The organism is Curtobacterium sp. APC 4022 (assembly GCF_030407555.1).
Taxonomy (GTDB): Bacteria; Actinomycetota; Actinomycetes; order Actinomycetales; family Microbacteriaceae; genus Curtobacterium.
On the sequence record NZ_JASDDD010000002.1, the window covers coordinates 24,483 to 50,380 of the forward strand.

Genomic DNA, 25,898 nt, shown 5'->3' on the forward strand with positions numbered 1-25,898 from the left:
CGCTGGTCGCCGGGGCAACGCACAGGAGGCCCGTCACCGGTCCCGCAGACCGGTGGCGGGCCTCCCGTCGGTGCGTGTCAGCCCTTCGACACCATGATCCAGCTCACCTGGATGCCGTACTTCGTGGCCGGCGAGATGCGCAGGTCGACGATGCCGTCCTTGCCCACGGTCGCCGTGGTCGCGAGGGTGCGGAAGGTGCCGTCGATCGGCTGGTCCGTCGTCACGGTCTCGCCGTCGACGGCGACCGCGGCAGCCCGACCCGGAGCGCTCTTCGTCCACGGGTCCCAGAACCCGACGTCCACGCGGTACGAGCCCTTCTTCAGGCCGCCCAGGGCGTACTCCAGGTCGGTCTTGTCGGCCTGCCAGCGGACGGTGTCCGTGATGGTGCCGCCGCTCGTCCCCGAGGTGCCGCCGGTGGTGCCGAGGTACCCCCAGTGGTTCCCGGTGGCGGGGTCGACGCCGAAGCGCTGGTCCTCGACGCTGTTGAGCAGACGGTCGCCGCGCTTCTGCAGGAAGGCCAGGTCCGCGGTGTGGTCCGCGGTGCCCTGCCCACCGGCGTCGACGAAGTACGACATCTTCTTCGGCAACACGGTGACGGTGCGGGTGAAGGTGCGGCCGTCGTCGAGTGTCCCGGTGACGGTCCGCTCGCCCGCGGTCGCCAGGGCGTCGTCGGCCCAGGTGACGCGGTGGGTGCGGGTGGTGGAGCCCTCGCGGACGGCGACCCTGCCCGGCAGCGCCTTGGTGTCGTCGTCGAGCGTGGCCTGGCCGGCGATCGGCGTCGTGACCGTCCACGGGGTGGAGGGATGCAGGTCGGCGAGTGACCACGAGGTCGTGTCGCACGAGAACGACATCGCTCCGCCCTCGCCGAACGTCACCGGCAGCCACACCGACGGTGCCGTCCGCAGGTCAGTGGCGTTGTTCCACCGGTCGCCGATGTACACGACGCGGCCGTCGCCGAGGTTCAGCAGCGACGTGCTCTGCGAGTTGCAGGTCGTGTCGGCGCCGGTGCCGGTGGCCGGGTTGCCGTGCGCGGTCCAGGTGCCGAGCAGGTCGGTGGCGGTCGCGTACGCGGCGGCGTTCGGTGCCCAGCCGGTCGCGCCCGAGGTGACCAGGTAGTAGGTGCCGCCGACCTTCGTCAGGGCCGGTGCCTCGCGCTGCCCGCCGATCCACGGCTGCGGGCGGCGGAAGTCGACGCCCTCCACGGCCTTGCTCGGTTCGGCCGACAGGTTCGTGTAGTCGGCGTCGAGCTTCGAGATGTAGAGGGTCAGGTTCTCCTCGCTGGCGTAGACGATGTACGCGGTGCCGTCGTCGTCGACGAACAGGTTCATGTCGCGGGCCATGCCGGGGGAGTCCGGCTGGTGGTTGGTCGGGTCGTCGGCGGGGACCCGGTCCAGGCGGTACGAGTCGATGTAGCGGAACGGCCCCGTGGGGGAGTCGGACACGGCGACGCCGGCGGTGGCCTTGGCGTACTGCGCGTCCGAGTCGGCGGTGGGACCGTCGGCGTGCACCCACATCACCCACTGCCCGGTCTTCGCGTTGTGGATGACCTTCGGCCGCTCGAGGATCGCGCCGGGGCGGGTGGCGCTCTCGGCCGTCACCCCGAGGTCGCGGTACACGTCGTCGCGCTGCGAGCCGTCGTAGCCGCCGTAGAGGGCCGAGAAGTACGGCTGGTCGAAGTCCGACCGTGCCGTCATCGTCCGGAGGGCCAGGCCCTGGTCGGTCCAGTTCGTCAGGTCCCGGGACGAGTAGACGTGCACGCCGCGGGTGTCGGTGTACCCGTTGACGCGGTCCTCGCCGTACCAGTAGTAGATGGTCCCGCCGGCGTCATCCGTGCTCGTCACGACCTGGCCGCCGTGTCCCTGGATCGGCTGCCCGGTGTCGTCGAGCCACTGCTGGCCCGGGTGGAAGGTCGCGGGCGTCGTGTCCGCGAGGGCGGGTGCGGCACCGAGCCCCCCGATCGCGAGGGCGGCTGCGGTCACCCCTGCTGCGAGGCGCCACCACCGGCCCGATGACGTCGTGTCGCGCTCTGTCCGTCGTTGGCGAATCCCCATCGATCCGGCCTCCTCAGCTCGTGCTGCCTCCGTTGGCAACGTCAACATCCTGTGGCCAGGCCACGGGGAGCGCAAGGTTCCGGGGCGGAACGGACAACGAGACGGGAGGCGCGGTGCCAGCTGGCACCGCGCCTCCCGTCCGTGTCGTGGTCGCCGCCGGAGCGGCGGCCGGCGCGGCCGGAGCGCTCAGTCTCCGGCGTTGATGAGTCCGAGCCAGCGGCCGAAGCCCGTCGGTTCGTCGTCCTGCAGGCGGAACTGCGGGTGCTGGGCCACGTCGGTGCGCTGGCCTGGGGTGCGGTCGTCGTCGATCACGGCGGACTCCTTTCGTCGAGGTGATCATCTGTACACGCGGATCCCTGCGCGCATTCCCGCCTCCGTCCACTTCGCGGGGGACGCGCGGGCGGGCGCCTCTCGAGCAGTCGGCGGTCGGGGGACAAGTCCGCGGAGGCGCTGGACCCGGCACCCCGACGTGCTGGTACTCCTGGGGGATCGGCTGCACCCCGCGGTCGAGGACGAGGTGGGACGCCATGGTCGACGCGAGGACCTACGACGAGTCCGGGTACTGGTACCCCGACCGCGCGACCAAGACCGGCGTGGAGCTCCTCAACGCGATGCGCCGCTACCGGTCCGCCGAGGTCGCCATGCGGCAGCGCACCCGCGACACCATGCAGCTCGGTCCGACCGACATGGCCGCCGTCCGCTTCCTGCTGCAGGCGCGACAGCGCGGCACCGTCGTGAAGCCGACCGGCCTGGCGGCGCACCTCGGCATCACGACGGCGTCGACCACGGCGCTGGTGAAGCGACTCGTCGCCGCCGGCCACGTCGAACGACAGACCGACCCGAGCGACGGCCGCGGGTTCCTGCTCGTCGCCACGGACAACGGCGACGACACCGTCCGGTCGCACCTGACCGGGGTGCACGCGCGGATGATCGCCGCCGCGGACCGGCTCTCGGCGACGACCCTCACCGAGATGAGCGCCTTCTTCGAGGACATGACCGCCGCGATGGACGAGGCGGCCACCGGCGACCCCGTGCCCGACGACGCCCGGGGCGCCGGGGCCGTGGCACTGCCCGCGCACCACTGACCCCGGCACGGCGCCGTCAGAGGCGGAACGGGTTCGTCCGCGTCACCGCCAGCAGGTACCACGCCGTCGCACCCGTGTGCAGGCTCGCGTAGTACAGGTCCCCGAACCCGGTGTCGAGCCCGTCCGACGACGCCGACACGATCCCCTTGCCGTCCCCGTTCGGCTGCGTCCGCTGCGCGAGCTGCACGCTGTCCAGGATCGACGAGGCCCGGGCCCGGTCGCCGCGCGCACCACGGACCTCGAGCGCGAGCGCCAGCTGCCCGGACCCCTCGAACCAGACCTTGCTCGTGTCGGTGTCCGAGAACGACGGCCCGGTGTACGGACCGTCGTGTGCGATGAGGGTGTCGAGCACCCACGTCACCGATGCCGCGTACCGGCGGTCGAGGGTCGCCAGGAACGCCCAGACCTGGACGTCCTCGGGGATCGGCACCCGGTTGACCGTCACGCCGTCCGGGTCGGTGCCGGTCCACAGGTGCCCGTCCGTCCGGTCCTGCATCGCCCGCACGAACGACTCCGCCAGTGCTGCTCGACGCTTCCACACCCGGTCGCCGCTGAGCTGCGCCAGCTGGGTGAAGAACGCGGTGACGTCGATGTTGTGCTCGGTCGACTTGTAGGTGATCGGCTGGTCGTCGGCGTTCCGGCCACCGGTGTACCCGGCGGGCTGACGGACGTCGTCGCGGGTGTGCTCCTCGATCCACGTGCCGAGGCGGAGGGCGCCGTCCAGGAACCGTCGCTGCCGCGTCACCGCGTACAACCGGCAGAACGCCATCCCGACCCAGGACTGGTTGCCCGTGTAGGCGGCGGGGGAACCGATGCCGATCGGCCGCGGCGGGCTCGCGACCGGGAACGTGTCCGGTTGGTACGACGCCCGCGTCCGGCCGTCCCCGATCGGGTCCGCCGCCTGCAGGGACAACAGGGTGTCACCGAGGACCGTCGCCCGCTGCACGTCGCTCCGCCGACCGCGTCCGAGCCACGCCAGGACCATCAGCGCGTCGTCGTACGCGAACGAGGACACGAACTCCGTCGGCAGCGACGCGAAGTAGCCGCCGGAGTAGCTCCGCGGCAGCCGGAGGGCGGTCCCGCTGCCGTACTCGTCCATCCGCAGGTCGAGGTACTCGTACGCCAGGTCCCGGGAGCGCGTGCGGGACAGCGTGGGAGCGCCGGGCCGGCGGCCGGTGCTCGCGACGGTCGCCGCGCCTCCCGGGCTGGCCGAGGCGACCCCCGGTGAACCGAGGGCCACGGCTGCGGCGGCGACGGCGGCGGCGCCACCGAGGACGACGCCACGGCGGCTGAGCGAGCCGGACGCACGGTGGTCGGCAGGGGCGGACGGCTCGGAGGGACGTGTCGGGTCGGTCATGGCGTGCTCACTTCCAGCCGCGGCGGTCGCGGCGGACGGTGGATCCGGACGGGAGGGGCGCCGGACCGACCGGGTGGTCGGCGCCGACAGGGCCGTGGCGACCGACGCGGCGGACGGGAGGCCCGGCTCGGCCGGGTCCCGCCCCTCGCGTCAGGCGGTCGTCACGGCGGACTCGGGAGCCAGGTGGGCGGCACCGAGTGCGGCGAGCGGCTGGTCGAGCGGTGCGAGGCGCACGCGGGACGACAGGCCGAGCGACGCGACGAAGGGGGAGGCGCGTGCGGCCTCGTCGAAGTCCGCGCGGAGCGGCAGGAGGAGGCGCTCGCCGAGGGTGGCGAGCCCGCCACCGATGACGACGGACTCGACGTCGGCGGTCACGACGAGGATCCGGACGGCCGAGGCGACGCCGGCGACGAACCGGTCCCGCACGGCGGTCGCGGCCGGGTCCCCGGCGTCCGCACTGTCGAAGACGTTCGTGGCGGTGCTGCCCGGGTGTCCGGGCCAGGCGGTGGCCAGTGCCGAGCCCGACGCGACCGTCTCGAGGCAGCCGCGCTGCCCGCACACGCACACCGGGCCGTCGGCGAGCACGGGGATGTGACCGACCTCGCCGGCGTTGCCCCGGGCACCGCGCCAGAGCCGTCGGTCGACGACGATGCCCGCCGCCAACCCGGTGCCGATGTTGAGGTAGGCGTGCGGCCCGTCGAGCTGCATGGCCTGCGCCGCTCCGAGCGCGGCGACGTTGACGTCGTTCTCCACCTGCACGGGCAGTCCGACGTGTTCGGCGACGAGCGGTCCGAGGGCGACCTCGGACAACCCGAGGTTCACGGCGTGCCGGACCCAGCCGGTCTCGTGGTCGATGAGCCCGGGGATCCCGATGCCGACCGCGGTCGGTGCCGTGCCGGTCCGGGCGCGGAGCGAGTCGATCACCTGCAGGGTGTTCCGGACGACGGCGTCGGCGCCGAAGCCGGTCGGCACGCGGACCCGGTCGACGGTCTCGCCGGTCGGGGCGACCGCGACGGCGTCGATCTTCGTCCCGCCGATGTCCAGGCCGATCCTCATCGGGAACCGGTCGTCGGGGTGTCCGGCCTCGGCGTCGAGGACGCGGCGTCTGGGCTGCGCATGCGGGTTAGTAAACACGCCTTACGCATCCGTGGCAAGCGATGACTTCCGCCTGTTTCCGCCAGATCACGCACGTGTTACGGCTGCAGATCGGGTCTTGACAGGTGATTAGGAACGGTCCTTTACTAAGGCAACCGCTCGGAGGGAGGAGATCTGATGCCGAACGAGACGGACGTCCAGACCACCTTCGGCGCGCAGCTCCGACGCTCCCGCAGCAAGGCGCTCCCGCAGCACAGCCGAGCCCACAACCGCTCGCTGATCCTCCAGACGCTCTTCACCGACGGGGCCATGAGCCGCGCCGACCTGTCCCGGCAGTCGGGCCTCACCCGCCCCACCGTGTCCGGACTCGTGGCGGAACTCGAGGTCGACGCACTGGTCACCGAGCTCGGCCCGCGGGAGGACCTGCGGGTCGGCAAGCCCGCGACCCTCATCACCCTCAACGTGGACGCGTTCCACATCGTCGTCGTCGACCTGTCCCTCCCCGACCACTTCGTCGGCGCGGTCACGAACCTCCGCGGCGACGTGGTGGACAGCGCGAAGATCGAGGTCGACGGTGCCACCGGGGAACAGGCCGTCGTCCGGATCATCCGGCTGGTGGAACGCCTCGCGACGATGACCACCCGCCGCCTGCTCGGCATCGCGGTCGGCTGCCCCGGGGTCATCGACGCCGACGGCACCGTGCTGCACTCCGTGGCCCTCGGCGCCGACCTGCCGCTGCAGGCACAGCTCACCGAGCACTTCCGGCTGCCCGTGCACGTGCTCAACGACGCCAACACGGCGGCCCTCGGGGTGCACGCGTTCGAGGCCGAGCCCGGCAACGACCTGCTCGTCGTCGCACTCGAACACGGCGTCGGCACGGGCATGGTGCTCGGCGGCCGCCTGGTGCTGGGCGAACGGTTCGCCGCCGGTGAGATCGGGCACCTGACGATCGACGAGGACGGCGAACCCTGCCTCTGCGGTCGCCGGGGCTGCCTCGAGGTCCTCATCGGCGCCGAACACCTGACCCGCCGGATCGCCGCGTCGCCCGACGGCCGCGACGCGGTCCTGCGCTCCGCCGGCAGCACCCTCGGCGGTGTCCTCGCGCCGATCATCAGCGCGGTGAACATCACCGAGATCGTCGTCACCGGCCCCGCCGATCTGGTGCAGGGTCCCTTCATCCAGGCCGTCCGCGCGACGGCCACGGCACGGACCCTCGCGAGCGTCGGCAACGACCTCGCCGTGACCGCCACCTCCACCAACAGCGACCTGATCCTCCGGGGCGGAGCAGCCTTCCTGCTCGCCGCGGAGCTCGGCGTCAGCTGACCCGACCCGACACAGCAGAACGACCACCAAGGAGAAGCAATGCGTACGACGAAGTTCGCGGCAGCAGCTGCCGTGGCCCTGACCATCGCGATGGGCCTGACGGCCTGCTCCAGCGCCGGCAACGCCGGTGGCGGGGGCGGCGGTGGGACCAAGGACGTCGCCGACGTCAAGGGCGACGGCAAGACGCTGACCGTGTGGGCCATGACCGGGGACTACTCGGACAAGACCATCGCCGCGATCAACAAGGAGTTCGAGGCGAAGACCGGTGCGAAGGTCAAGGTGCAGATCCAGCAGTGGGACGGCATCACGACGAAGATCTCCACCGCCCTGGCGACGAACACCCCGCCGGACGTCCTCGACCTCGGCAACACCCAGGTCGCCAGCTACGCCGCCAACGGGGCGCTCCTCGACCTGACGCCCTACAAGAAGGACCTGGCGCAGGGGCAGACCTGGCTCGCCGGGCTCTCGGACCCGGCGACCGTCGACGGCTCGCTGTACGGTGTCCCCGGGTTCGCCGGTGCCCGGTCGGTCATCTACAACAAGCAGATGTGGGCCGACGCCGGCATCACGACGGCCCCGACCACCTACGAGGAACTGACCGCGGATCTCGACAAGGTGAAGGCGAAGAACACCGCGAACGACTTCTCGGCCTTCTACATGCCCGGTCAGTACTGGTACGCCGGCATGCAGTTCGTCTGGGACGCCGGCGGCGAGATCGCGACCGAGCAGGACGGCACCTGGAAGGCCGGCTTCGGTGACGCGAAGGCGCAGCAGGGTCTGACGGACTTCAAGGAGTTCGCCAACGACTACTCCTCGAAGGCCTCGGCGACGCTCAACACCGACAGCCCGGACATGAACCAGGTCTTCGCCGACGAGAAGGCCTCGGCCATCCTCAGCACCAGCGGCACGCTCGGGCTCATCGAGCAGGCGAACCCCGAGATGACGGCGGACAAGCTCGGCACCTTCCCGTTCCCGGGCAAGTCCGGGAAGACCCAGCCCGTCATGCTCGGCGGCTCCGACTGGGGTGTGGCCGCGAAGTCGAAGAACACCGACCTGGCCCTGCAGTGGGTGAAGATCGCGTCCGGCCCGGACATGCAGAGCAAGTACGTCTACGGCGACAACGGCTGGATCCCGAACAGCACCGACGGCATCAAGGCCGCCGACTCGACGCTCAGCGACATCAACAAGGGCTTCTTCACGGCAGCCCTGAACTCGAAGGCGACGCCGGCGAACTCCCGCTGGGCCGACCTCGAGGGTGACCAGAGCATCAACGACCTGTTCTCGAGCATCGTCTCCGGCTCGAAGACCCCGGAGGAGGCCGCCGCGACCTTCGACAAGGCAGCCGACGCCACGCTCAACAAGAAGTAGGCCGCACTCCTCGACCGACGCAGGACGGCGCGGGTGCCCCGGCACCACCCCGGCACCCGCCACGGCGACCGCCGCGGCACCCGCACCGTCCGCCCCTCACGGAAAGGCCAGACGTGACCGTCTCCGCCACCCGCCCGAGCCAGGAGCGCACCGGCCGTCCCGCTCGCTCGTCCGCCCCGCTGTGGCTCCTCACGCCGGCGGGCCTGGTGCTCGTCTTCGTGACGATCGCCCCCATCGTCTTCCTGGTCTTCACGTCCTTCACCGACTACGACCAGCGCTCGCTCTACACCGGGGCCTACGACGCCGTCGGCCTGGCGCAGTACGTGCAGATCCTCACCGACCCGGCGTTCTGGGCCTCCCTGGTGCGCACGGTCCTGTTCACCGCCGCGATGGTGCTCGGCAGCATCCTCATCGGCGCCGGCGTCTCCCACCTGATGACCCGGCTCGGCGTGGTCCTCCGGTACGCCGTGACGATCGTCCTGATCTGCGCCTGGGGCATGCCGAACGTGGCGTCCTCGCTCGTGTGGAACTGGTTGTTCCAGCCGGGCTACGGCGTCGTGAACTGGGTGCTCACCCAGCTGCACGTCTTCGGCGACATGACGAACACCGACTGGGGCAACAGCGCCGGACTGGCGTACACGTCGATCTGGATGCTCGTCGTCTGGCAGGCCGTGCCGTTCATCGCCCTGACGCTCTACGCGGCCGAGACCCAGATCCCGCTCGAGGTGAAGGAAGCCGTCCGACTCGACGGCGGCTCCGAGTGGACCGTCTACCGCGTCGTCACCATCGAGTACCTCCGCCCGACGCTGCTCCTCGTGACGATGCTCTCGATCATCTGGGACTTCAACGTCTTCAACCAGATCTGGCTCGTCTCGCAGGGCGGCCCCGACGGTGCGACCTCGACCCTCGGCGTCTTCACCTACATCACCGCCTTCGTCGGGCACGACATCGGCACCGGGTCCGCCGTCGCCGTGATCGCCGCGCTGATCCTCATGGCCCTCAGCGCCCTCTACATCCGGAACCTCGTCCGATCGGGAGAAGAGCTGTGACCACCGCACTGCCGACGGGCGTACCCGTCGACGCCGACGTCCCCGCCGCCGTCCCCACCCCGAAGGGCGTCGCGGCCACCGAGCGCATCCGCCGCCGCCGCCGACCGGTGCGGTGGATCAGCAGCACCATCGCCGTGGTCTTCTGCGTGGTGTGGATCTTCCCCGTCTACTGGATGGTGAACACCGCGTTCAAGCCGCGGTCGGAAGCGCTGACGAGCACCCCGCTGTTCGCCCCCGCACACCCGACGATCGACAACTTCGTCACCGCGTTCACCCGCGCCGACTTCCTCGTCTACCTGAAGAACTCGAGCATCGTCGTGGTCGGGGCGGTCGTCCTGTCGCTGGTGCTCGGGATCCTGGCGTCGGCGGCGCTGTCGCGCTTCCGGTTCCGCGGACGCCGGACGATCCTGGTCGTGATCCTGCTCGTCCAGATGCTGCCCGGCACCGCGCTGCTCATCCCGCAGTTCCTCATCTTCAACCAGACCGGGCTCACCGGCAGCTACTTCGGCCTGATCCTGGCCTACGTCGCCGCGGTGCTGCCGTTCTCGATCTGGGTGATGCGCGGGTTCTTCCTCGCCATCCCGATCGAGATCGAAGAGGCGGCCCGCATCGACGGCGCGAGCACTTGGCAGGTCCTGACGAAGGTGCTGTTCCCGCTCGTGATGCCCGGCGTGATCGCGACGAGCGTGTTCGCGTTCATCGCCGCGTGGAACGACTACATCGTCGCCTACACGTTCATGCAGGACCAGGCGCACTACACGCTGCCGGTCTGGCTGGCGTCCTTCACCACGCAGACCGCCGGCACCGACTTCACCGGGCAGATGGCCGCCTCCGTGCTGTTCTCGCTGCCCGTCGTGGTGTTCTTCATGATCATCCAGCGCAACCTGGTGTCCGGCATGTCCGCCGGAGCGGTCAAGGGCTGAGCCTCGGAGACAGCCGGACTGAGTAGCGTCGACCGGGACACGAAGGAGACGGAACACATGTCGAAGAAGAGCCGGACCACCAGCACCTTGACGCGAGCCCTGCTGCTCGGGATCCTCAGCGGCGGTCGCTCCGCCACGCCGCTCGCCGTCCTCGGACTGCACCACGGCGACAAGGACCTGCGCGGTGAGTGGCAGGACTGGAAGACCTTCGACTCGTCGATCGGTCGCGCCGGTCTCGTCGTCGGCGCCGCGGGCGAGATCGTCGCGGACAAGATGCCGAAGACCCCGAACCGGATCGCCTTCCCGGCGCTCCTCGGCCGCATCGGTGCGGGCGCGTTCGCCGGTCTCGCCCTCGGCACCACCACGAAGTCCGGCAAGTCGGACCTGCGCATCGAGGGCGCGATCCTCGGCGCGATCGGGGCCCTCGTCGGCTCCTACGTCGCCTGGGCCGCCCGCAAGGCCGTCGGCACGGTCCTGCCCGACCCGGTCGTCGCAGTCGCCGAGGACGTCGCCGTCATCGCCGGCTCGCGCGCGGTGGTGCGCGCCGGCTGACGTGACCACCTGACGGACGGGAGGCCCGGCACACGACGTGCGCCGGGCCTCCCGTCCGTCAACGACACCTGTTGCGTAGACTCCGGACATGTCCAGGATCACGACCCCGTTCGACGCCACGACCACCGCCGCGGAGGTCCTCCGCGGCATCGACCTCACGGGGCTGCGGGTCATCGTGACCGGCGGTGCCGCCGGGATCGGCGCGGCGACCTCGGCCGCCCTCGTCGGTGCCGGGGCCTCGGTCGTCCTCGCCGTGCGGCGGCCCGAGCAGGGGGAGCGGACGGCCGGACGCCTCCGCGCCGACGTCCCCGGTGCCTCGGTCGAGGTCCGCCCGCTCGACCTCGCCGACCGTGCCTCCGTCCGCGCCTTCGTCGCCGCGTGGACGGGGCCGCTCGACGTCGTCATCGGCAACGCCGGCATCATGGCGACCCCCGAGCTCCGGACGCCGGAGGGCTGGGAGCTGCAGTTCGCGACGAACCACCTCGGGCACCACGGCCTGGTCACCGGCCTCCGTGACGCCCTGCGCGCCGGGGCGGACCGGACCGGACGCGCCGCACGGGTCGTCGCGCTGAGCTCCGCGGGGCACCACACCGCAGGGATCGACCTCGACGACCTCATGTTCGAGCGGCGCCCCTACGACCCGTGGGTGGCCTACGGGCAGTCGAAGACCGCGAACGCGCTCTTTGCGGTGGAGGCCACCCGACGCTGGGCCGCCGACGGCATCGTCGCGAACGCCGTGCACCCCGGCGGCATCCTCACCGACCTCTCCCGGCACCTGTCGCACGAGCAGGCGCTCGCGATCGGCATCGTCCACGAGGACGGTTCGCCGGCCGAGGGCTTCAAGACCCCGGAGCAGGGTGCCGCGACCTCGGTGCTCGTGGCGGCTTCACCGCTCGTCGAGGGTGTCGGCGGCCGGTACTTCGAGGACTGCGCCGAGGCGGTGCCGGCGAGCGACGACCGGCCGCTCGTGGGAGTGCGCCCGGAGGCGCTGGACCCGGAGTCCGCCGAGCGGCTGTGGGACGCGAGCGACGCGCTGCTCGCCACGCGCTGAGCGGTCAGCAGAGCACGCTGCGGTGCCGCCCCGAGCACGTCGGGGCGTCAGGCCCCGGTCGCTGTCGCGGTCGTGCCGGCCGCCGTCGTGGCGGTGGTCGCCGAGTGGCCCGCGGCGACGATCGCCCGGGCGAACCGCCGCGCGATCGCGGTGTTGGCCGCCGTCGTCGGGTGGATCCCGTCGAGCGACGTGCCCGGGGCGTACGCGCCGTCTGCGGTGCGGACGGCGGCGAACGGGTCGATCACCGTCCAGCCGTGGTGCCGGGCGTCGCTCGCGAGGTCACGGTTCATCTCGGCGTTCCCGGTCCGCCGGTCGACGCCCCACAGGCTCGTCGTGTGGTCGGATGGCGGGGTGTCGACGACCAGGACGTGCGGTGCGCCGTCACGGGCGACCAGGGCGTTGATCGCCGCGATCGTGCGGGTGGCCGGGACGTCCTGGTTGACGTCGTTCGTGCCGAGCTCGACGACCAGGACGTCGGCTCCGGGCACGGCGGGCATGAGCGCGGCGACCTGGTCGGCACGGTACCCGCTGTGGGCGTACCCGCCGATGGCGTGGACGGCAGGATCGGCGGCGAGGTCCCGCAACCACGAACCGGGGCGGGCGGTGACCGAGTCTCCCGCGTACGCGAAGCGCACGGCACCCGGTGCTGCCGCACCGAGCGGCCCGGTCAGCACCTGGTCCGGCGTGTGGTCGAGTTCCCACGTGCGCTCGGCGTCGACCCGGACGGTGCCCGCGGGGACGACGCCCGCTCCGCGCTCGTGGGGCGCACTCCCGACGACCGCCGGGTGTTCAGCCGCCGAGACGATGCCCGGCACCACCACCACCACGCCCGCGCCGAGCAGGGCGGCGGCACCGAGGACCCCCGCGACGCACAGCATGCGTCGGCGACGACCCGGACGGGGCTCGTGGACGCGGGGCTGACGGAGGGCACGTGGTTGCACGGCATCACCGTAGGACCGGCCGGCCCGCGCAGGCCGCGGGCCGGATGTGAAGTGGTCCCGCTTCCTGAGGTCCTTCCGAGCGGACCACAGGAACCCGGCCGTGGGACACTGAGCGCCACCACTGCGCGCCCGAGGAGGACCATGCGACGCTTCCGTGACTGGCTGCTGACGTGCGACGACGCCAGCAACGTCGGGGCGACCACCTTCGACTTCAGCACGTCGTCACGCGGTCGGACGATCACGGTCCAATTCTCCGAGACGCACGTTCAGCGCATGCTGCCGCGGCTCGTCGAATCCGGCCGGGCCGTCTGGGGTCGGCGGGCGGGGATCGACGACGAGGACCTCGGGTACCGACTCTTGATGGTGCACCTGGACGACAAGGTGACGACCGGGCGGCTCCGAGGGGTGACGGCATTCGTGATCACGGAGGACGACATCCTCCCGGCGAGCGGTCCGGCTCGTCGTCCCTCCTGAGTCCGGACCGCTCCGGACGTCAGCGGGCCCCGGGGCCGCCGGTCACCAGCGCTCGTGCACCGTCGCGCGGAACCACCGGTCGTAGAGCTCGTGCACGGTCGCGTCGAGGTCGTCCGGCAGGTCGAGGGACCCGGCGGCCGCGTTCGACCGGGCCTGCTCGGCGTTCCGTGCACCGGGGATCGCGGCGGTCACGCCCTCCTGGGCGACGACCCACGCCAGCGCTGCCTGCGGGACGGAGACGCCCTCGGGCAGGGACGCGGCGAACTCCTGCGCGGCACGGACACCGTCCTCGAACGGCACGCCGCTGAAGGTCTCGCCCTGGTCGAAGGCCTGACCCTCCCGGTTGTAGGTGCGGTGGTCCTCCGGCGCGAACGTCGTCTCCGTCGTGTACTTGCCGGTGAGCAGCCCCGAGGCCAGCGGGACGCGCGCCAGGATCGCGACCCCGGCCTCCCGGGCGGCGGGCAGCACGCGGTCCAGCGGCTTCAGGCGGAACGCGTTGAGGATGACCTGCACGCTCGCGACCCCCGGTCGGGCGATCGCGGTCAGGGCCTGGTCCGCGGTCTCGACACTGACGCCGTACGCCGCGATCGACCCGTCGGCGACCAGGGCGTTGAGCGCGTCGTAGACGGCGTCGTCGGAGAAGACCTCGGTCGGCGGGCAGTGGAGCTGGACGAGGTCGAGCGTGTCCTGGCCGAGGTTCTCACGCGACCGGTCCACCCACTGCCGGAAGTTCGCGGCGACGTAGTTCGACGGCACCTGGTCGACGCGGCGACCCATCTTCGTCGCCACGGTCACCCCGGCCTCGGGGTGCGCGGCGACCCATCGGCCGATGAGCTGCTCGCTCCGGCCGTCCCCGTACACGTCGGCGGTGTCGAACAGGGTGGTGCCGGCCTCGGCGGAGGCGTCCATCACGGCGAAGGCGTCCTCGGCCGCGACCGGACCCCAGTCGCCGCCGAACTGCCAGGTGCCGAGTCCGATCACGGAGGTCTCACGGCCGGTACGGCCCAGTGTGCGTCGCTGCATGGGACCGACGCTAGCCCCTGGTCGCCGGGCGGACGATGGCATCGTCCGCTGCGCGTGGCGAGCGGCGGGCCGCGCGTACGGTGACGGCATGAGCAGACAGCGCGTCGTCGTCATCGGTGCCACCGGCCACATCGGCACCTTCCTTGTCCCCCGTCTGGTGCGTGCCGGTCACGACGTCGTCACCATCAGCCGCGGCACCCGCGCGGCCTACGTCGACGCCCCGGAGTGGCAGCAGGTCGAGCAGGTCACCGCCGACCGCGAGCAGGAGGACCGCGACGGCGTCTTCGGCGACCGCATCGTCGGACTGCGCCCCGACGTCGTCATCGACCTCGTCTGCTTCACCCTCGAGTCCGCCACCGCCCTCGTCGACGCGCTCCGCGGCACCGACGTGCACCTGGTCCACTGCGGCTCGATCTGGCGCGCCGGACCCAGCGCCGTGCTGCCCGTCACCGAGGAGAACGCGACCCCGCCGGTGGGCGAGTACGGCACGCAGAAGGACGCCATCGCCCGGATGCTCAAGGAAGAAACCGCCCGTGGGGGTCTCGCCACGACCTCGCTCCACCCGGGGCACATCAGCGGCCCGGGCTGGGCACCGATCGGCCCGGTCGGCAACCTCGACCCGTCGGTCTGGCGCACGCTGTGCGCCGGGGAACCCCTGCTCGTGCCCGGCCTCGGTGCCGAGACGATGGCCCACGTCCACGCTGACGACGTCGCCCAGGCCTTTGCGCTCGCCGTCGAGCACCGCGACGCGGCCGTCGGCGAGGACTTCACCATCGTCGCCGCCACGGCGCTGAACGCGCGGGGGTACGCGGCGCTCGCCGCGTCCTGGTTCGGCCAGGAGGCCCGGCTCGAGCCCGTCACGTGGGACCGGTTCCGCGAGGCCACCGCCGCCGAGCACGCGGACGCGAGCTGGGAGCACCTGTCGCGCAGCCACGTGTTCAGCATCGACAAGGCTCGGCGGCTGCTCGGGTACGCGCCGCGGTACACGGCGGAGGAGACGGTGCTCGACGCGGTGCGGTGGCTCGTGGAGCACGGGGAGGTCGAGGTGGCGGGGGCGTTGCTCGTGTGACGCCCCTTTCGCACGCCTGAAATACGGCATACTCCTCCGGGGGTGTCCCCACCCGGCACCCTGGTCATGGCAGCTCCCTGGTCGTGACTGCTGCTGCGTGGAAGGAGACCCATGCGGATGCGCTCTGTGCGTCTCGCCTACGTCATCCCCCCACTGCTCGCCGTCGTCCTCGCCTTCCTCGGAGCGACCCGACTCAGTGAGTCCGGCGTGGTCGGTGTCGCCTCCGTCGTGACGGCCGTGGCCGAGCGCGGGATCACGTCGAACGGCCGGATCGCCGCCGCCCTCGAAGACGTCGCACGACGACACCAGGCCACGGTCGTCCGGACCGTCGCCGACCGGTCCGCACCGACCGCCCGGCGCACCGCTCTGGTGACCGCCGCGCCGGGGACCGACGGTGCCGAGTGGCTGCGGGACGGCTACGCGGACTTCTCCCGGACGGTACGCACGACGGTGCGGCCGATGGCGGCACTCGACCGCTACGACCCCGCCGGCTCGTACGAGGTCATCGGTGACGACGGCGCCGGACGGGCCACTGTCGCAGCGCTGCAGGCCGCCGGTTTCACGACCAGTTCCGAGTCGGTCCCCGTCCTCGACCGCCTCGGCGTCGCCGGGGGCGTCAAGGGCACGTCCGGACTCGTCGGTTGCCTCGTGCTCGGTTGTGTGACGCTCTGCCTGGTCGGGACGGTCGGATCGCCACGCCGGACGGCTGTCCGCGGTCTACACGGTCGCAGCGCCTGGGCGATCGTCGGCTCCGAGTTGTCCGAGGCCCGGGCGACCGTGCTCGTCGCGCTGGTCGGAGCACCGGTCGTCGGACTCATCCTCTGGTGCCACAACGGTCTCGCGGCGTGGGCGACCTTCGCGACCTCGGCAGCGGTGTTCCTGGCAGCCCTGCTCATCCCGGTCATGGCGGTCCACGTCGGCGGAACGCTCATCGCGGCCCGCCGTCCGATCGCGGCCACCCTCAGGGGAGCTCGCCCTCCGGGGACGATCGTCCTGGTGGCACAGGTTGCTCGACTCTCCGCGACGTTGCTTCTGGTCGCCGCGGTGTTCGACCTCACGGCGGCAGTCGCAGCGGCCCGGTCGGGATCCGGTGACCGTGAGCTCCGTGCGGCCGGCCAAGCCGTGCAACTGTGGGTCACCCCGGACCCCCGGCCCGGATCGACGACGCAGGACTACTGGGACCGGATCGGTGATCTCGTCGGCACCGCGCTCGACCGGCACGACGCCCTGCTCACCGCCGCGGTCGAGGTCGGCACGGGAACCGGTTCGGAGTCCGCCCCCGCGCTGTTCGTCGACGCCGAGTACCTGCGTCATCAGGACCTCCGGGCCGAGAACGGTGACCGCATCACGGTGACCGACGACCGCATCGCGGTCTGGACCCCGCCGGGGTCCGACCTCGACCGAGCGGCGGTGGTCCGTGCGTTGGTGGGCTGGGAACTCCGCGGGGCGTCCGACGAGCAGCGACGGCACATCGGCGGTGGGGTCCTCCGATCCGCCGGGGCGTACACGTACGCGGGTGACTCGTCGGCGGTCTCCTGGCTGACCGATGCCGTGGTCGTCGTCGTCCCGGATGCCTCCCGTGTCTTCACGCCGGACCAGCTCGGGGCTTGGCTGTCCACCGGTGACGTCGTCTTCACCTCCGAAGCCGCTGCCGATCGCGCCATCGACGCGGCCGATCTCGGCGACGAGTTCAGCGCAGTCGTGTCCGTGGGGCAGGCGGCAGCTGAACGTCGACGCCAGGCCGAGACCGCCGTGGGCATCGCGGTGCTCGCGACGATCAGTGGTCTGGCGGTCGTCGTCGCCCTCGCCGTGATCGGTACCACGGCACATCACCGACGTCACGGCCGTCGACTCTTCACCGGCATCGCGGCCGGTCGCCCGTCGGCTCGAGCGAACGGCGACCTGCTGCTCATCGAGTGCCTCCTGCTGGCAGTGGGCGCTGTCGCGGTCGTGAACCGCTGGTGGCGAGCACGACCTGACGGGTCGGGAGCCGTCTCGGCACTGGATCCCGCCGCGCGTTCGGCGGGCGTGGGTGGAGCATCGGCAGCCGCGGTGCTCGTGCTGCTCGCGCTGGTGGCCGTGGCCGTGGTCGCCGTCTCGACCCGGGCGGTCGTCCGGTCCCGTGGAGGTGGATCGTGATGCTCGAGGTGGACCGTGCAACGAAGCGCCGGGGTGGCCGGCTGCTCTGGCAGGACCTGTCGTTCGGTGTGGCGCGAGGCGAGGTCCTCGCACTCACCGGACCGAGCGGATCGGGCAAGTCGACCCTGCTCGACTGCATCGGGCTCATCGACTCGCTGGACTCCGGGGTTGTGCGCATCGACGGGACGACCGCGGGCAGGAGCTTCGGTCGAGCCAGACGACTCCGGCGGGACCACCTCGGCTACCTCTTCCAGGACTTCGGCCTGGTCCACGACATGACGGTCGACGCCAACATCGACATCGGACGTCCGGGTCGTGCACGAAGGGGGTCCCGGATGCGGACTGCCGAGGCGTTGGAGCGGGTCGGACTCGCAGGACGTGGAAGCGACCGTGCGCACGACCTCAGCGGCGGTGAGCAGCAGCGCGTCGCACTCGCTCGACTCCTCGTGAAGCAGCCCGACGTCATCCTGGCCGATGAACCGACCAGCGCACTCGACGACGACAACGCCCGGATGGTGTCGGAGACGCTCACCGACTTCGCATCGGCCGGAGCTGCTGTGCTCGTCGCGACGCACGACCCCTCCGTCGTCGCCTGGGCGGCGAGCGTCCTGCGGCTGGAGCCGACGGGTCTGAGGTGAGCCACCGGCAGTGGTCCTGGCGTGCGGTGTGACCGCTGCTCCGCGACGGTCGTGGTCAGGGCCTCCCGGCTCCCGCCGCGGCGTCACCACCACCCGGCAGCGCGAGTGCCCCGCGGCGGTGGACCGCCCACACCGTCAAGGCGAACCCGAACAGGACGGCCCCACCGATCGTGACCGCCGTCCACCCGCCGAGCCCCCAGAGCACCGAGGCCAGCGCGGAACCGACGGCGCCCCCGATGAAGTTCCCGGTCACGAAGGCCGTGTTGAGCCGACTCCGAGCTGCCGGGTCGATCGCGAACAGCCGGGTCTGGTTGAGCACGTTCGCCGCCTGCACCCCGACGTCCAGCAGGACCACTGCGATGAGGACGACCACGATCGACCGCGCTCCGAGCCCGGCGACGACCAGTGACAGGAGCCCGAGCGCGAGCGCCGCCCCGGTCACCGGCACCGACAATCCGCGGTCGTGCAGACGTCCGACACGCTGGGCTGCGACAGCCCCGGTGAGCCCGGCCAGCCCGACGAGACCGATCGCGGCAGGGGAGTACCCGAACGGCGGAGCACTCAGCAGGAACGTCAGCGCCGTCCAGAACATCGTGAACACCGCGAACGCCGACGCGCCGAGCACCAGGGTCACCTGCACCGACCGGTGGTGCGCCACCGCCCGGAACACCGACCCGATGAGCTGTGGGTACGGCACGCGGTCGCGACGGTCGAGGTGGGGGATCGCCCGGCGCAGCAGGACCGCGAGCACGAGGGCGGCGACCGCGGCGACGACGTAGATCGCGCGCCAGCCGGCCACCTGGGCCACGAGCCCGCTGACCGTCCGCGACACCAGGATGCCGGTGAGCATGCCGGACGCCACGGTGCCGACCACACGACCTCGGGCGGCCGGGTCGGCCAGGTCGCCGGCGAGTGGTGTCAGGAGCTGCCCGGCAACGGTCGTCAGCCCGACCAGGCCGAGGGCACCGAGCAGCACGCCGAACGAGGGTGCGACCGAGGCGAGCAGCAGCGCGACGGCCGACGCGACGAGCACCCCGGGGACCAGACGCCGACGGTCCAGGACGTCACCGAGGGGGACGACCAGGAGGATCCCCAGCGCGTACCCGACCTGCGTCACGGTGACGAGCAACCCGGCCAGCGACGACGAAGCGTGCAGGTCCGCGGCGATCTCGTCGAGCAGCGGCTGGGCCCAGTACAGGTTCCCGACCGCGGCGCCACCGCCGACGGCGAACAGGAGGGTACGGCCGGTCGTCATGCCGTGCGGTCCGGACGGGTTCGGGGTCTGTGGTGTCACCTCCACGACGGTAGGCGCAGACGACCACACGAGGGAGGTCACGTCCGTACCTCGTGCAGGAGCACCCCGCACCGGGTGGTGCGGGGTGCTCCTGATCGGGCAGGACGGACTACTGGGCGAGGATCGCGGGGCTCGTTCCTGCCTTCATGCCCACGTTGAACGAGGTTGCGGCGTTGTCGTTCGTGACCGTCCAGAGGTCGTTGCCGTTCGTCTGGACCGCCACGACGTAACCGCTGCCGACCGCGGCGATGGCCGGGCTGGTGCCCGATGCCATGCCGATGTCGAACGCCGTCGCCGCCTTGCCGTTCGTGATCGTCCACAGCTTGCCGGTGTTCGTCTGCGCAGCGATGACGTAGCCGCCGTTCGAGAGCGCGAGGATCGACGGGCTGGTGCCGTCCTGCATGCCGATCGGGAAGGCGGTTGCGGCCTTCGTGTTCGTCACGCTCCACAGCGCACCGGTGTTCGTCTGCGCGGCGATGACGTAGCCACCGTTCGCGGTGGCAGTGATCGACGGGCTGGTGCCGTCCTGCATCCCGACGCCGAACGACGTCGCGGCCTTGGTGTTCGTGACGCTCCACAGGTCACCGGTGTTCGTCTGGACGGCGACGACGTAGCCGCTGCCGACAGCCGCGATCGAGGGACTCGTCCCGGCCGCCATGCCGATGTCGAACGCGGTCGCCGCCTTCGTGTTCGTGATCGTCCAGAGCTTGCCCGTGTTGGTCTGCACCGCCACGACGTACCCACCGCCGGAGGTGGGGATGATCGACGGGCTCGTACCGGCCTTCATGCCGACCGGGAACGACGTCGCCGCTCCGCCCGAATCGACGGTCCAGAGCGCACCGCCCGCAGCCTGGAACGCGGTCACGTACTTGCCGCCGCCGAGGGTGGCGATCGCCGGGCTGGTTCCCGCAGCGACGCCCACCGGGTAGGCGGTCGCTGCGTTGCCCGCCGTGACACTCCAGAGCTTGCCGGTGTTGACCTGTGCAGCGGTGACGTAGGTCGTGGTCTTCACGGTGCTGCCGCCCGAGCCCGAGCCGCTCAGCGAACCGGTCGGTCGCCCGACGACGTCGAGGAGCTGCTCACCGGGTTCCGACCAGAGCGTCTGCTCCTTGACGCCTTCGCCCGGAGCGGCCGCTGCGACCATGTACCCGTTGCCGAGGTAGATGCCGTCGTGGAGGAAGTCGCCGCCGGTGGTGCCGGTGCTCGTCCAGAACAGGATGTCGCCGGGCTCCGCGTTCGCCCGGGACACGAGGTTGCTCTTCAACGCGTTGTACTCGTCACCGACGACCGGGCGGGACGCACCGTTCGACAGGTCGATGCCGGCCTGGAGGTACGACTTCCAGACCAGGCCCGAGCAGTCCCATGCGCTGGGGCCGTTGCCGCCGAGTGCGTAGTAGGTGCTGTTGTTCTGGCCGCCGTCGCTCGTGCTCCACATGCTCTCCGCGTAGGCGATGGCGTCGTTGGCCGCTGTGGAAGGCCCGCCGCCCGTGTTCTGTCCGGGCTGTGCGGCGAGGGCCGGTGTGGCGAGCCCCACCGCCCCCACCAGAGCGATCGTGGCTGTCACGATCCCGATGAATCCGACCTTGACCCGGGAGCGCGCCGTCTTCGGCGTCGTTCCGAGTTCCCCTTGAGTGTGCTTCACGATCGAATGCTCGGGCCGCTGCCAGGGGTCGACAAGTCCGGCATTCGGAGGACCGCTGGGGGACATCCCGCTCCGGTACTGGCATCGCGGCCGCAGAGGTGTGCGGAGTCTCAGCGGGGCGGGCTCGGGGAGGACCACGCGCGGGACGGAATGCACACAGCCGACAGGTGTTGTCTCCGGTTCACCGCCCTCCACCGGAAGGACCCGCATGACCGCGACCCCGCACGCCCTCGTCGTCGGCGCCACCGGCATCGCCGGATCGGCGATCGTCGACCACCTCGTCGCCGACGGGTGGACCGTCACCGCGCTCTCCCGCCGCCCGGGAGCGGAACGCGACGGCGTCACTTGGCGCTCCGCCGACCTGCGCTCCGCAGGGTCGTTGACCACGACCCTGGCGGACGTCCCCGCCACCCACGTGTTCTTCACGGCGTGGTCGCGGCAGGCGACCGAGGCCGAGAACATCGCCGTCAACGGGGGCATGGTCCGCGACCTGCTCGCCGCGCTCGCCGACGCACCGGTGCAGCACGTGGCGCTGATGACCGGGCTGAAGCACTACCTCGGCCCGTTCGAGGCGTACGGGCAGGGCGCGATGCCGGACACCCCGTTCCACGAGGACGAGCCGCGCCTGGACGTCGACAACTTCTACTACGCGCAGGAGGACGAGCTCTTCGCCGTCGCCGCGCGTCAGGGCTTCACCTGGTCGGTGCACCGCTCGCACACCGTCCTCGGGTACGCGGTCGGCAACGCCATGAACATGGGGCTCACCATCGCGGTCGCCGCGGCGATCAGCCGGCACACCGGCCGACCGATGGTGTTCCCCGGCAGCGAGACGCAGTGGAACGGCCTGACCGACGTCACCGACGCCGACCTGCTCGCCGCGCAGATGGTGTGGGCGGCGACGGACCCGGCCGGGGCCGACGAGGCGTTCAACACCGCGAACGGCGACGTGTTCCGCTGGCGCTGGATGTGGCCGCGGATCGCCGCGCACCTGGGCGTCGAGGCCGAGGGCTTCGACACCGCCCCGCGCCCCTTCGAGGAGCAGATGGCCGACGCGGCACCGGTCTGGGCCGAGATCGTCGCCGAGCACGGCCTGGTCGAGCCGGACCTGGAGCGCCTGGCGTCCTGGTGGCACACCGACGCGGACCTCGGTCGGGACATCGAGGTGATGACCGACATGTCGAAGAGCCGGCTCGCCGGGTTCACCGAGCACCACCGCACCCTCGACTCGTTCACCCGGCTGTTCGACCGCTACCGGGCGGAGCGGCTCGTCCCCTGACTGCCGGGCGTCCTCGACGAGGGGCGTCAGGACCCGGTGGTCAATGGGACCTGCACGATCCGGTCGTCGCCCGCGCCGGGGTCACCGCGCCCGTCGGTGTTGTTCGTGACGAACCACAGCGTGTCGTCCGGCCCGGCCAGGACCGTGCGGATCCGGCCGTACTCCCCGGCGAAGTACTCGTGCGCGCTGCCGGGGTCATCGACCGGCACGCCACGGAGCACCCGTCCCTGCAGGTTCGCGATGAACACCGTGTCGCCGACGACGGCCAGACCGCTCGGGCTGGCGTCGTCGGTGGCCCACTGCTGCACCGGGTCGACGAACCCCTGGTCCTCGCCGCCGGTGCCCTCGACCTCGGGCCAGCCGTAGTTGCTGCCCGGCTCGATGACGTTCAGTTCGTCACGTCGGTCCTGCCCGAACTCGGAGGCGAACATCGTGCCGTCCGCACTCCACCCGAGCCCTTGGACGTTCCGATGCCCGAGGCTCCAGACCGGGGAGTCCGGGAACGGGTTGTCGTCCGGCACGTCGCCGTCCGGGGTCAGTCGTAGGATCTTGCCGGCGAGCGAGTCCTGGTCCTGCGCGTCCTCGCTCGCGCCGGCGTCCCCGACGCTGGCGTAGAGCATGCCGTCCGGTCCGAACGCGATCCGGCCGCCGTCGTGGAAGGTGTTCGCGGGCAGGTCGTCGATCAGGGTCGTCGCGTCACCGAGCGTGTACGAGCCGGTCGAGCCTCGCAGGTCGTAGCGCTCGATGCGGTTGCCGTCCTCGCCGGTCGAGTAGACGAACAGGTCGTCGTCGTGCAGGGCGAGCCCGAGCAGGCCGCCCTCGCCGCCGTGCCGGACGCCGGGGACGGTGCCCACGGTGCGGGTGTCACCGTCGGCTGACAGCTCGAGCACCTCGGCCGAGTCGCGCAGACTGACGAGCGCGTCGGCACCGTCACCGGTGCGCACGACGGACCAGGGCGCCTCCAGTCCGGTGGCCACGTCGCTCGCTGGCCCGTCCGGTGCGACCTGGCCGGTCGCCAGGTCGGCCGGGGCGGAGGCCCGGGGTGCGCCCGACGGGTCGCTCCGGTCGTCGCCGGTGCAGGCGGTGAGGGCCAGGGCGACGAGCGCGACGCTCACGGCCGAGACGGTACGACGGGTCTGCGTCATGGGGTGCCTCCGGGGTGGGTGTGGACCGATTGCACCCCGCGGAGGTGCGGAGGGGCTGGGCGTGTGCGGGTCGCGGACACGACACGGACACGACACGGACACGCTCGTCGTGTCGGTCGGCCGTGCCATGCTCCGGGCATGCAGACCACCGCTGGCAGCCGCCGGCTCGTCGCCGTCGCCGCACTCGTCCTCGGCGTCCTGGCGCTGACGGCGTGCTCGGGCACCGATGCCGACCGGCAACGTTCCGCCCAGGCCTGGCTCGACCGGACCGCGGACACCGTCGCCGACCCCGACGGCTGGGACAGCGGCGGTGGGCAGCTCCTCCGCAGCGGCGACGTCGCCGAGGGCGGCCTCATCAGCGAGTCGACCCCGGCTGGCGACTACGACGTCGTCGCGGTCTGCCGCGATGCCGGAGCGGTCCGGGTCACGGTCCGGGTCTTCCCCGAGGGCCGCGACGGCGAGGACGGCGTCGTCGCGGGCCGGGCCGCGCTGCGGTGTGGACGGACGGCGCGCATCCCGGTGACCGTGCCCGCTCGTTCCGGGGTGTGGATCCAGGCGCGCACGAGTGACCGGTCGGAGTACGCGCTCTGGTACGGCACGATCGCCACACCCGGGTGGACGCCGCAGGTCTCTGGCTCCCGCTGAGGGGTGTTCGACCAGACCCTCCCGACGTCGACCCGATCGTCCTACCGTCGACGGCATGCAGATCGAACCGAAGCAGCCCACCACGAAGAACCCGCCCGAGATGTTCGCCGGCGACGTCTGGCTCGACCCGATCGCGGCGCCGAAGGAGCCCGGGCAGACGATGACCGTCGCGTTGGTCCGGTTCACACCGGGAGCCCGGACCGCCTGGCACTCGCACGTCAAGGGACAGACGCTGCACGTCACCGACGGGGTCGCCCTCGTCGGCACGCGGGACGGCCAGGTCGTCGAACTGCACCCCGGCCAGACGCTGTACACGCCCCCGGGCGAGGAGCACTGGCACGGCGCGACCCCCGACGACTTCATGGCGCACCTGGCGATGCTCGACAACGCCGACGACCCCGCGACGACGACGACCTGGCTGGAGCACGTCGCCGACGACGAGTACCACCGCCCCTGACCGTCCCGGCCACCGACCCCGGGCTGCCGCACCGGGCCGCCTGGTTCAGTGGAACGACCACCAACCGTCCCCGGAGGACCACATGACCACCATCGCCATCGTCGGCGCCGGCAAGGGCCTCGGGCTCGCCGTCGCGGAACGCTTCGCCCGCGAGGGCTTCGCCGTCGCCCTGATCTCCCGCAACCAGGCGCGGCTCGACGAGCTCGCCGCGTCCCTCCGCGAGCAGGGGCACCAGGCGGCCGGGTTCGCCGCGAACGTCCGTGACGGCGACTCGCTCCGCCACGCCCTCGAGCAGGCCACCGAGCAGCTCGGCCCGATCGAGGTCTTGCAGTACAGCCCGCTGCCCGCGAAGGAGTACATGCGGCCCGTCCTCGAGACCACCGCCGAGGACCTCGTCGGCCCGATCGAGTTCTCGGTCTACGGCTCGGTGAACGCCGTCCGTCAGGTCCTGCCCGGCATGCGGGCGCTCGGCCACGGCACGATCCTGTTCGTCAACGGCGGCAGCGCCGTCCGCCCGGGAGCCCGCGTCACCGGCACCTCGGTCGCGTTCGCCGGCGAGACCGCGTACGCACAGCTGCTCCACGACGCCGTCCGCGACGAGGACGTCCACGTCGGCCAGCTGATCATCCCGTTCGGCATCGACGACGGCCAGGACGAGCACTCGGGTCGGTCGATCGCCGAGCGGCTGTGGGCGATCCACACCGAGCGCGGCGACTTCCGCACGTACGCGGAGCCGCTGCCCGAGTGACCGCCGCCGGACGGGAGGCGCGGTGCCGGCCCGCCCCGCGCCTCCCGTCTGCCGCGGCCCCACGGCCCGCTGGCGCGCGGCGGCCCGCTGGCGCGAGCTGCCGCCGCACAACCGCAACCGGCTTGAACCACGGGAGTCCGTGGTTCGAGCCGGTTTCCGTTGTGCGCAGCCCGAGCGCGCCGCGCGCCGCCCCGCGGCCGCCACGGTGGCCCTCCGGGCACCCGCGGGCTACCGTGGGCGCATGCGACGCAGGGACCGTGCGACGGGCGACACCGCGCTGACGGTCGACGAAGCCACCGCCATCGCCGAGCACGCCGAGAACGGCGACCTCGACATGGAGGACCCGGAGGTCCGCCGCCTCGTCGGCGAAGCGAACCGCCTGCTCGTCCGCGCCGGCGTCTGGGGCATCGCGGAGAGCCCGAAGCAGCGCAGTCGCCGCCGCCTCCTGGCGGTCGGTGCCTCGGTGCTCGTGCTCTCCTGGCTCGCCGGGCTCTTCCTGCCCCTGCTCGTCCGGCTGACCGAGTAGCGGTCCGCGACCACACACCGGACGGGA

25 protein-coding genes are annotated in these 25,898 nt (G+C 71.9%); 16 read left to right on the forward strand and 9 right to left on the reverse strand.

Annotated features, from left to right (window positions below; genetic code table 11):
* Positions 1 to 77 precede the first annotated feature (77 nt).
* A complete protein-coding gene (locus tag QL987_RS00220; RefSeq protein WP_290155596.1) occupies positions 78 to 1,979 on the reverse strand; it encodes a glycoside hydrolase family 43 protein in 1,902 nt (633 codons plus the stop codon).
* A 258-nt stretch (positions 1,980 to 2,237) separates the two neighbouring features.
* Positions 2,238 to 2,363 (reverse strand): hypothetical protein, encoded by a 126-nt coding sequence (locus QL987_RS00225; RefSeq protein ID WP_258366233.1) that lies wholly within the window; start codon positions 2,361 to 2,363, stop codon positions 2,238 to 2,240.
* A gap of 215 nt (positions 2,364 to 2,578) precedes the next feature.
* Between QL987_RS00225 and QL987_RS00230 the strand changes: the two genes are divergently transcribed.
* Positions 2,579 to 3,136 (forward strand): MarR family transcriptional regulator, encoded by a 558-nt coding sequence (locus QL987_RS00230; protein ID WP_290155598.1) that lies wholly within the window; start codon positions 2,579 to 2,581, stop codon positions 3,134 to 3,136.
* A gap of 16 nt (positions 3,137 to 3,152) precedes the next feature.
* Here the strand turns inward: QL987_RS00230 and QL987_RS00235 are convergent, their stop codons facing one another.
* Both QL987_RS00235 and QL987_RS00240 read right to left on the reverse strand, forming a co-directional pair.
* On the reverse strand, positions 3,153 to 4,493 hold the full coding sequence (locus tag QL987_RS00235; RefSeq protein WP_290155600.1) for a hypothetical protein: 1,341 nt from the start codon (positions 4,491 to 4,493) through the stop codon (positions 3,153 to 3,155).
* Positions 4,494 to 4,643: 150 nt separating this feature from the next.
* The gene (locus tag QL987_RS00240) at positions 4,644 to 5,549 is read right to left on the reverse strand and encodes an ROK family protein (RefSeq protein ID WP_290155602.1); all 906 of its coding nucleotides are present in this window, start codon (positions 5,547 to 5,549) and stop codon (positions 4,644 to 4,646) included.
* A gap of 216 nt (positions 5,550 to 5,765) precedes the next feature.
* Here QL987_RS00240 and QL987_RS00245 point away from each other — a divergent pair, with 216 nt between their 5' ends.
* The 6 genes from QL987_RS00245 (at position 5,766) to QL987_RS00270 (ending at position 11,854) form a co-directional block, all read left to right on the forward strand.
* A complete protein-coding gene (locus tag QL987_RS00245) occupies positions 5,766 to 6,911 on the forward strand; it encodes an ROK family transcriptional regulator (protein WP_111074099.1) in 1,146 nt (381 codons plus the stop codon).
* A 39-nt stretch (positions 6,912 to 6,950) separates the two neighbouring features.
* Positions 6,951 to 8,279, forward strand: a complete 1,329-nt coding sequence (locus tag QL987_RS00250) for a sugar ABC transporter substrate-binding protein (RefSeq protein WP_290155604.1) — start codon at positions 6,951 to 6,953, stop codon at positions 8,277 to 8,279.
* 113 nt (positions 8,280 to 8,392) lie between these two features.
* Positions 8,393 to 9,328: a sugar ABC transporter permease gene (locus QL987_RS00255; protein WP_290155606.1), complete on the forward strand. Its 936-nt coding sequence runs from the start codon at positions 8,393 to 8,395 to the stop codon at positions 9,326 to 9,328.
* Positions 9,325 to 10,251, forward strand: a complete 927-nt coding sequence (locus QL987_RS00260) for a carbohydrate ABC transporter permease (protein WP_290155607.1) — start codon at positions 9,325 to 9,327, stop codon at positions 10,249 to 10,251. The genes QL987_RS00255 and QL987_RS00260 overlap by 4 nt, the downstream gene beginning before the upstream one ends.
* A 57-nt stretch (positions 10,252 to 10,308) precedes the next feature.
* Positions 10,309 to 10,803, forward strand: a complete 495-nt coding sequence (locus QL987_RS00265) for a DUF4126 family protein (RefSeq protein ID WP_111074096.1) — start codon at positions 10,309 to 10,311, stop codon at positions 10,801 to 10,803.
* 88 nt (positions 10,804 to 10,891) lie between these two features.
* A complete protein-coding gene (locus QL987_RS00270; RefSeq protein ID WP_290155609.1) occupies positions 10,892 to 11,854 on the forward strand; it encodes an SDR family NAD(P)-dependent oxidoreductase in 963 nt (320 codons plus the stop codon).
* A gap of 47 nt (positions 11,855 to 11,901) precedes the next feature.
* Here QL987_RS00270 and QL987_RS00275 read toward each other — a convergent pair whose 3' ends face one another.
* Positions 11,902 to 12,795 (reverse strand): SGNH/GDSL hydrolase family protein, encoded by an 894-nt coding sequence (locus QL987_RS00275; protein ID WP_290155611.1) that lies wholly within the window; start codon positions 12,793 to 12,795, stop codon positions 11,902 to 11,904.
* A gap of 141 nt (positions 12,796 to 12,936) precedes the next feature.
* On the opposite strand from QL987_RS00275, the gene QL987_RS00280 reads away from it, so the two are divergent.
* Positions 12,937 to 13,269, forward strand: a complete 333-nt coding sequence (locus tag QL987_RS00280) for a hypothetical protein (RefSeq protein WP_290155613.1) — start codon at positions 12,937 to 12,939, stop codon at positions 13,267 to 13,269.
* Positions 13,270 to 13,311: 42 nt separating this feature from the next.
* Here QL987_RS00280 and QL987_RS00285 read toward each other — a convergent pair whose 3' ends face one another.
* Entirely contained in the window at positions 13,312 to 14,292 is a 981-nt protein-coding gene (locus tag QL987_RS00285; protein WP_290155615.1) for an aldo/keto reductase, read from the reverse strand.
* 88 nt (positions 14,293 to 14,380) lie between these two features.
* On the opposite strand from QL987_RS00285, the gene QL987_RS00290 reads away from it, so the two are divergent.
* From QL987_RS00290 to QL987_RS00300, 3 genes are all read left to right on the forward strand, one after another.
* Positions 14,381 to 15,361, forward strand: coding sequence for an NAD(P)-dependent oxidoreductase (locus tag QL987_RS00290; RefSeq protein ID WP_290155617.1), 981 nt, complete (start codon positions 14,381 to 14,383; stop codon positions 15,359 to 15,361).
* Between the two features lie 111 nt (positions 15,362 to 15,472).
* Positions 15,473 to 17,500: a hypothetical protein gene (locus QL987_RS00295; RefSeq protein WP_290155619.1), complete on the forward strand. Its 2,028-nt coding sequence runs from the start codon at positions 15,473 to 15,475 to the stop codon at positions 17,498 to 17,500.
* The gene (locus tag QL987_RS00300) at positions 17,500 to 18,138 is read left to right on the forward strand and encodes an ATP-binding cassette domain-containing protein (protein WP_290155621.1); all 639 of its coding nucleotides are present in this window, start codon (positions 17,500 to 17,502) and stop codon (positions 18,136 to 18,138) included. The genes QL987_RS00295 and QL987_RS00300 overlap by 1 nt, the downstream gene beginning before the upstream one ends.
* 55 nt (positions 18,139 to 18,193) lie before the next feature.
* Here the strand turns inward: QL987_RS00300 and QL987_RS00305 are convergent, their stop codons facing one another.
* Together QL987_RS00305 and QL987_RS00310 are read right to left on the reverse strand one after the other, a co-directional pair.
* On the reverse strand, positions 18,194 to 19,432 hold the full coding sequence (locus QL987_RS00305; RefSeq protein WP_290155623.1) for an MFS transporter: 1,239 nt from the start codon (positions 19,430 to 19,432) through the stop codon (positions 18,194 to 18,196).
* Between the two features lie 109 nt (positions 19,433 to 19,541).
* Complete coding sequence (locus QL987_RS00310; protein WP_290155625.1) at positions 19,542 to 21,074, reverse strand: NlpC/P60 family protein; 1,533 nt, start codon at positions 21,072 to 21,074, stop codon at positions 19,542 to 19,544.
* Positions 21,075 to 21,282: 208 nt separating this feature from the next.
* Here QL987_RS00310 and QL987_RS00315 point away from each other — a divergent pair, with 208 nt between their 5' ends.
* Positions 21,283 to 22,350, forward strand: a complete 1,068-nt coding sequence (locus tag QL987_RS00315) for an SDR family oxidoreductase (protein ID WP_290155627.1) — start codon at positions 21,283 to 21,285, stop codon at positions 22,348 to 22,350.
* A gap of 26 nt (positions 22,351 to 22,376) precedes the next feature.
* On the opposite strand, the gene QL987_RS00320 is transcribed toward QL987_RS00315, so the two are convergent.
* On the reverse strand, positions 22,377 to 23,495 hold the full coding sequence (locus QL987_RS00320; protein WP_290155629.1) for a PQQ-dependent sugar dehydrogenase: 1,119 nt from the start codon (positions 23,493 to 23,495) through the stop codon (positions 22,377 to 22,379).
* 138 nt (positions 23,496 to 23,633) lie between these two features.
* On the opposite strand from QL987_RS00320, the gene QL987_RS00325 reads away from it, so the two are divergent.
* From QL987_RS00325 to QL987_RS00340, 4 genes are all read left to right on the forward strand, one after another.
* Entirely contained in the window at positions 23,634 to 24,140 is a 507-nt protein-coding gene (locus QL987_RS00325; RefSeq protein ID WP_290155630.1) for a hypothetical protein, read from the forward strand.
* 55 nt (positions 24,141 to 24,195) lie between these two features.
* Entirely contained in the window at positions 24,196 to 24,597 is a 402-nt protein-coding gene (locus tag QL987_RS00330; RefSeq protein ID WP_290155633.1) for a cupin domain-containing protein, read from the forward strand.
* 82 nt (positions 24,598 to 24,679) lie between these two features.
* Positions 24,680 to 25,345, forward strand: a complete 666-nt coding sequence (locus QL987_RS00335) for an SDR family NAD(P)-dependent oxidoreductase (RefSeq protein ID WP_290155635.1) — start codon at positions 24,680 to 24,682, stop codon at positions 25,343 to 25,345.
* A 241-nt stretch (positions 25,346 to 25,586) separates the two neighbouring features.
* A complete protein-coding gene (locus QL987_RS00340) occupies positions 25,587 to 25,871 on the forward strand; it encodes a hypothetical protein (RefSeq protein WP_111074083.1) in 285 nt (94 codons plus the stop codon).
* The last annotated feature ends 27 nt before the right edge of the window (positions 25,872 to 25,898 follow it).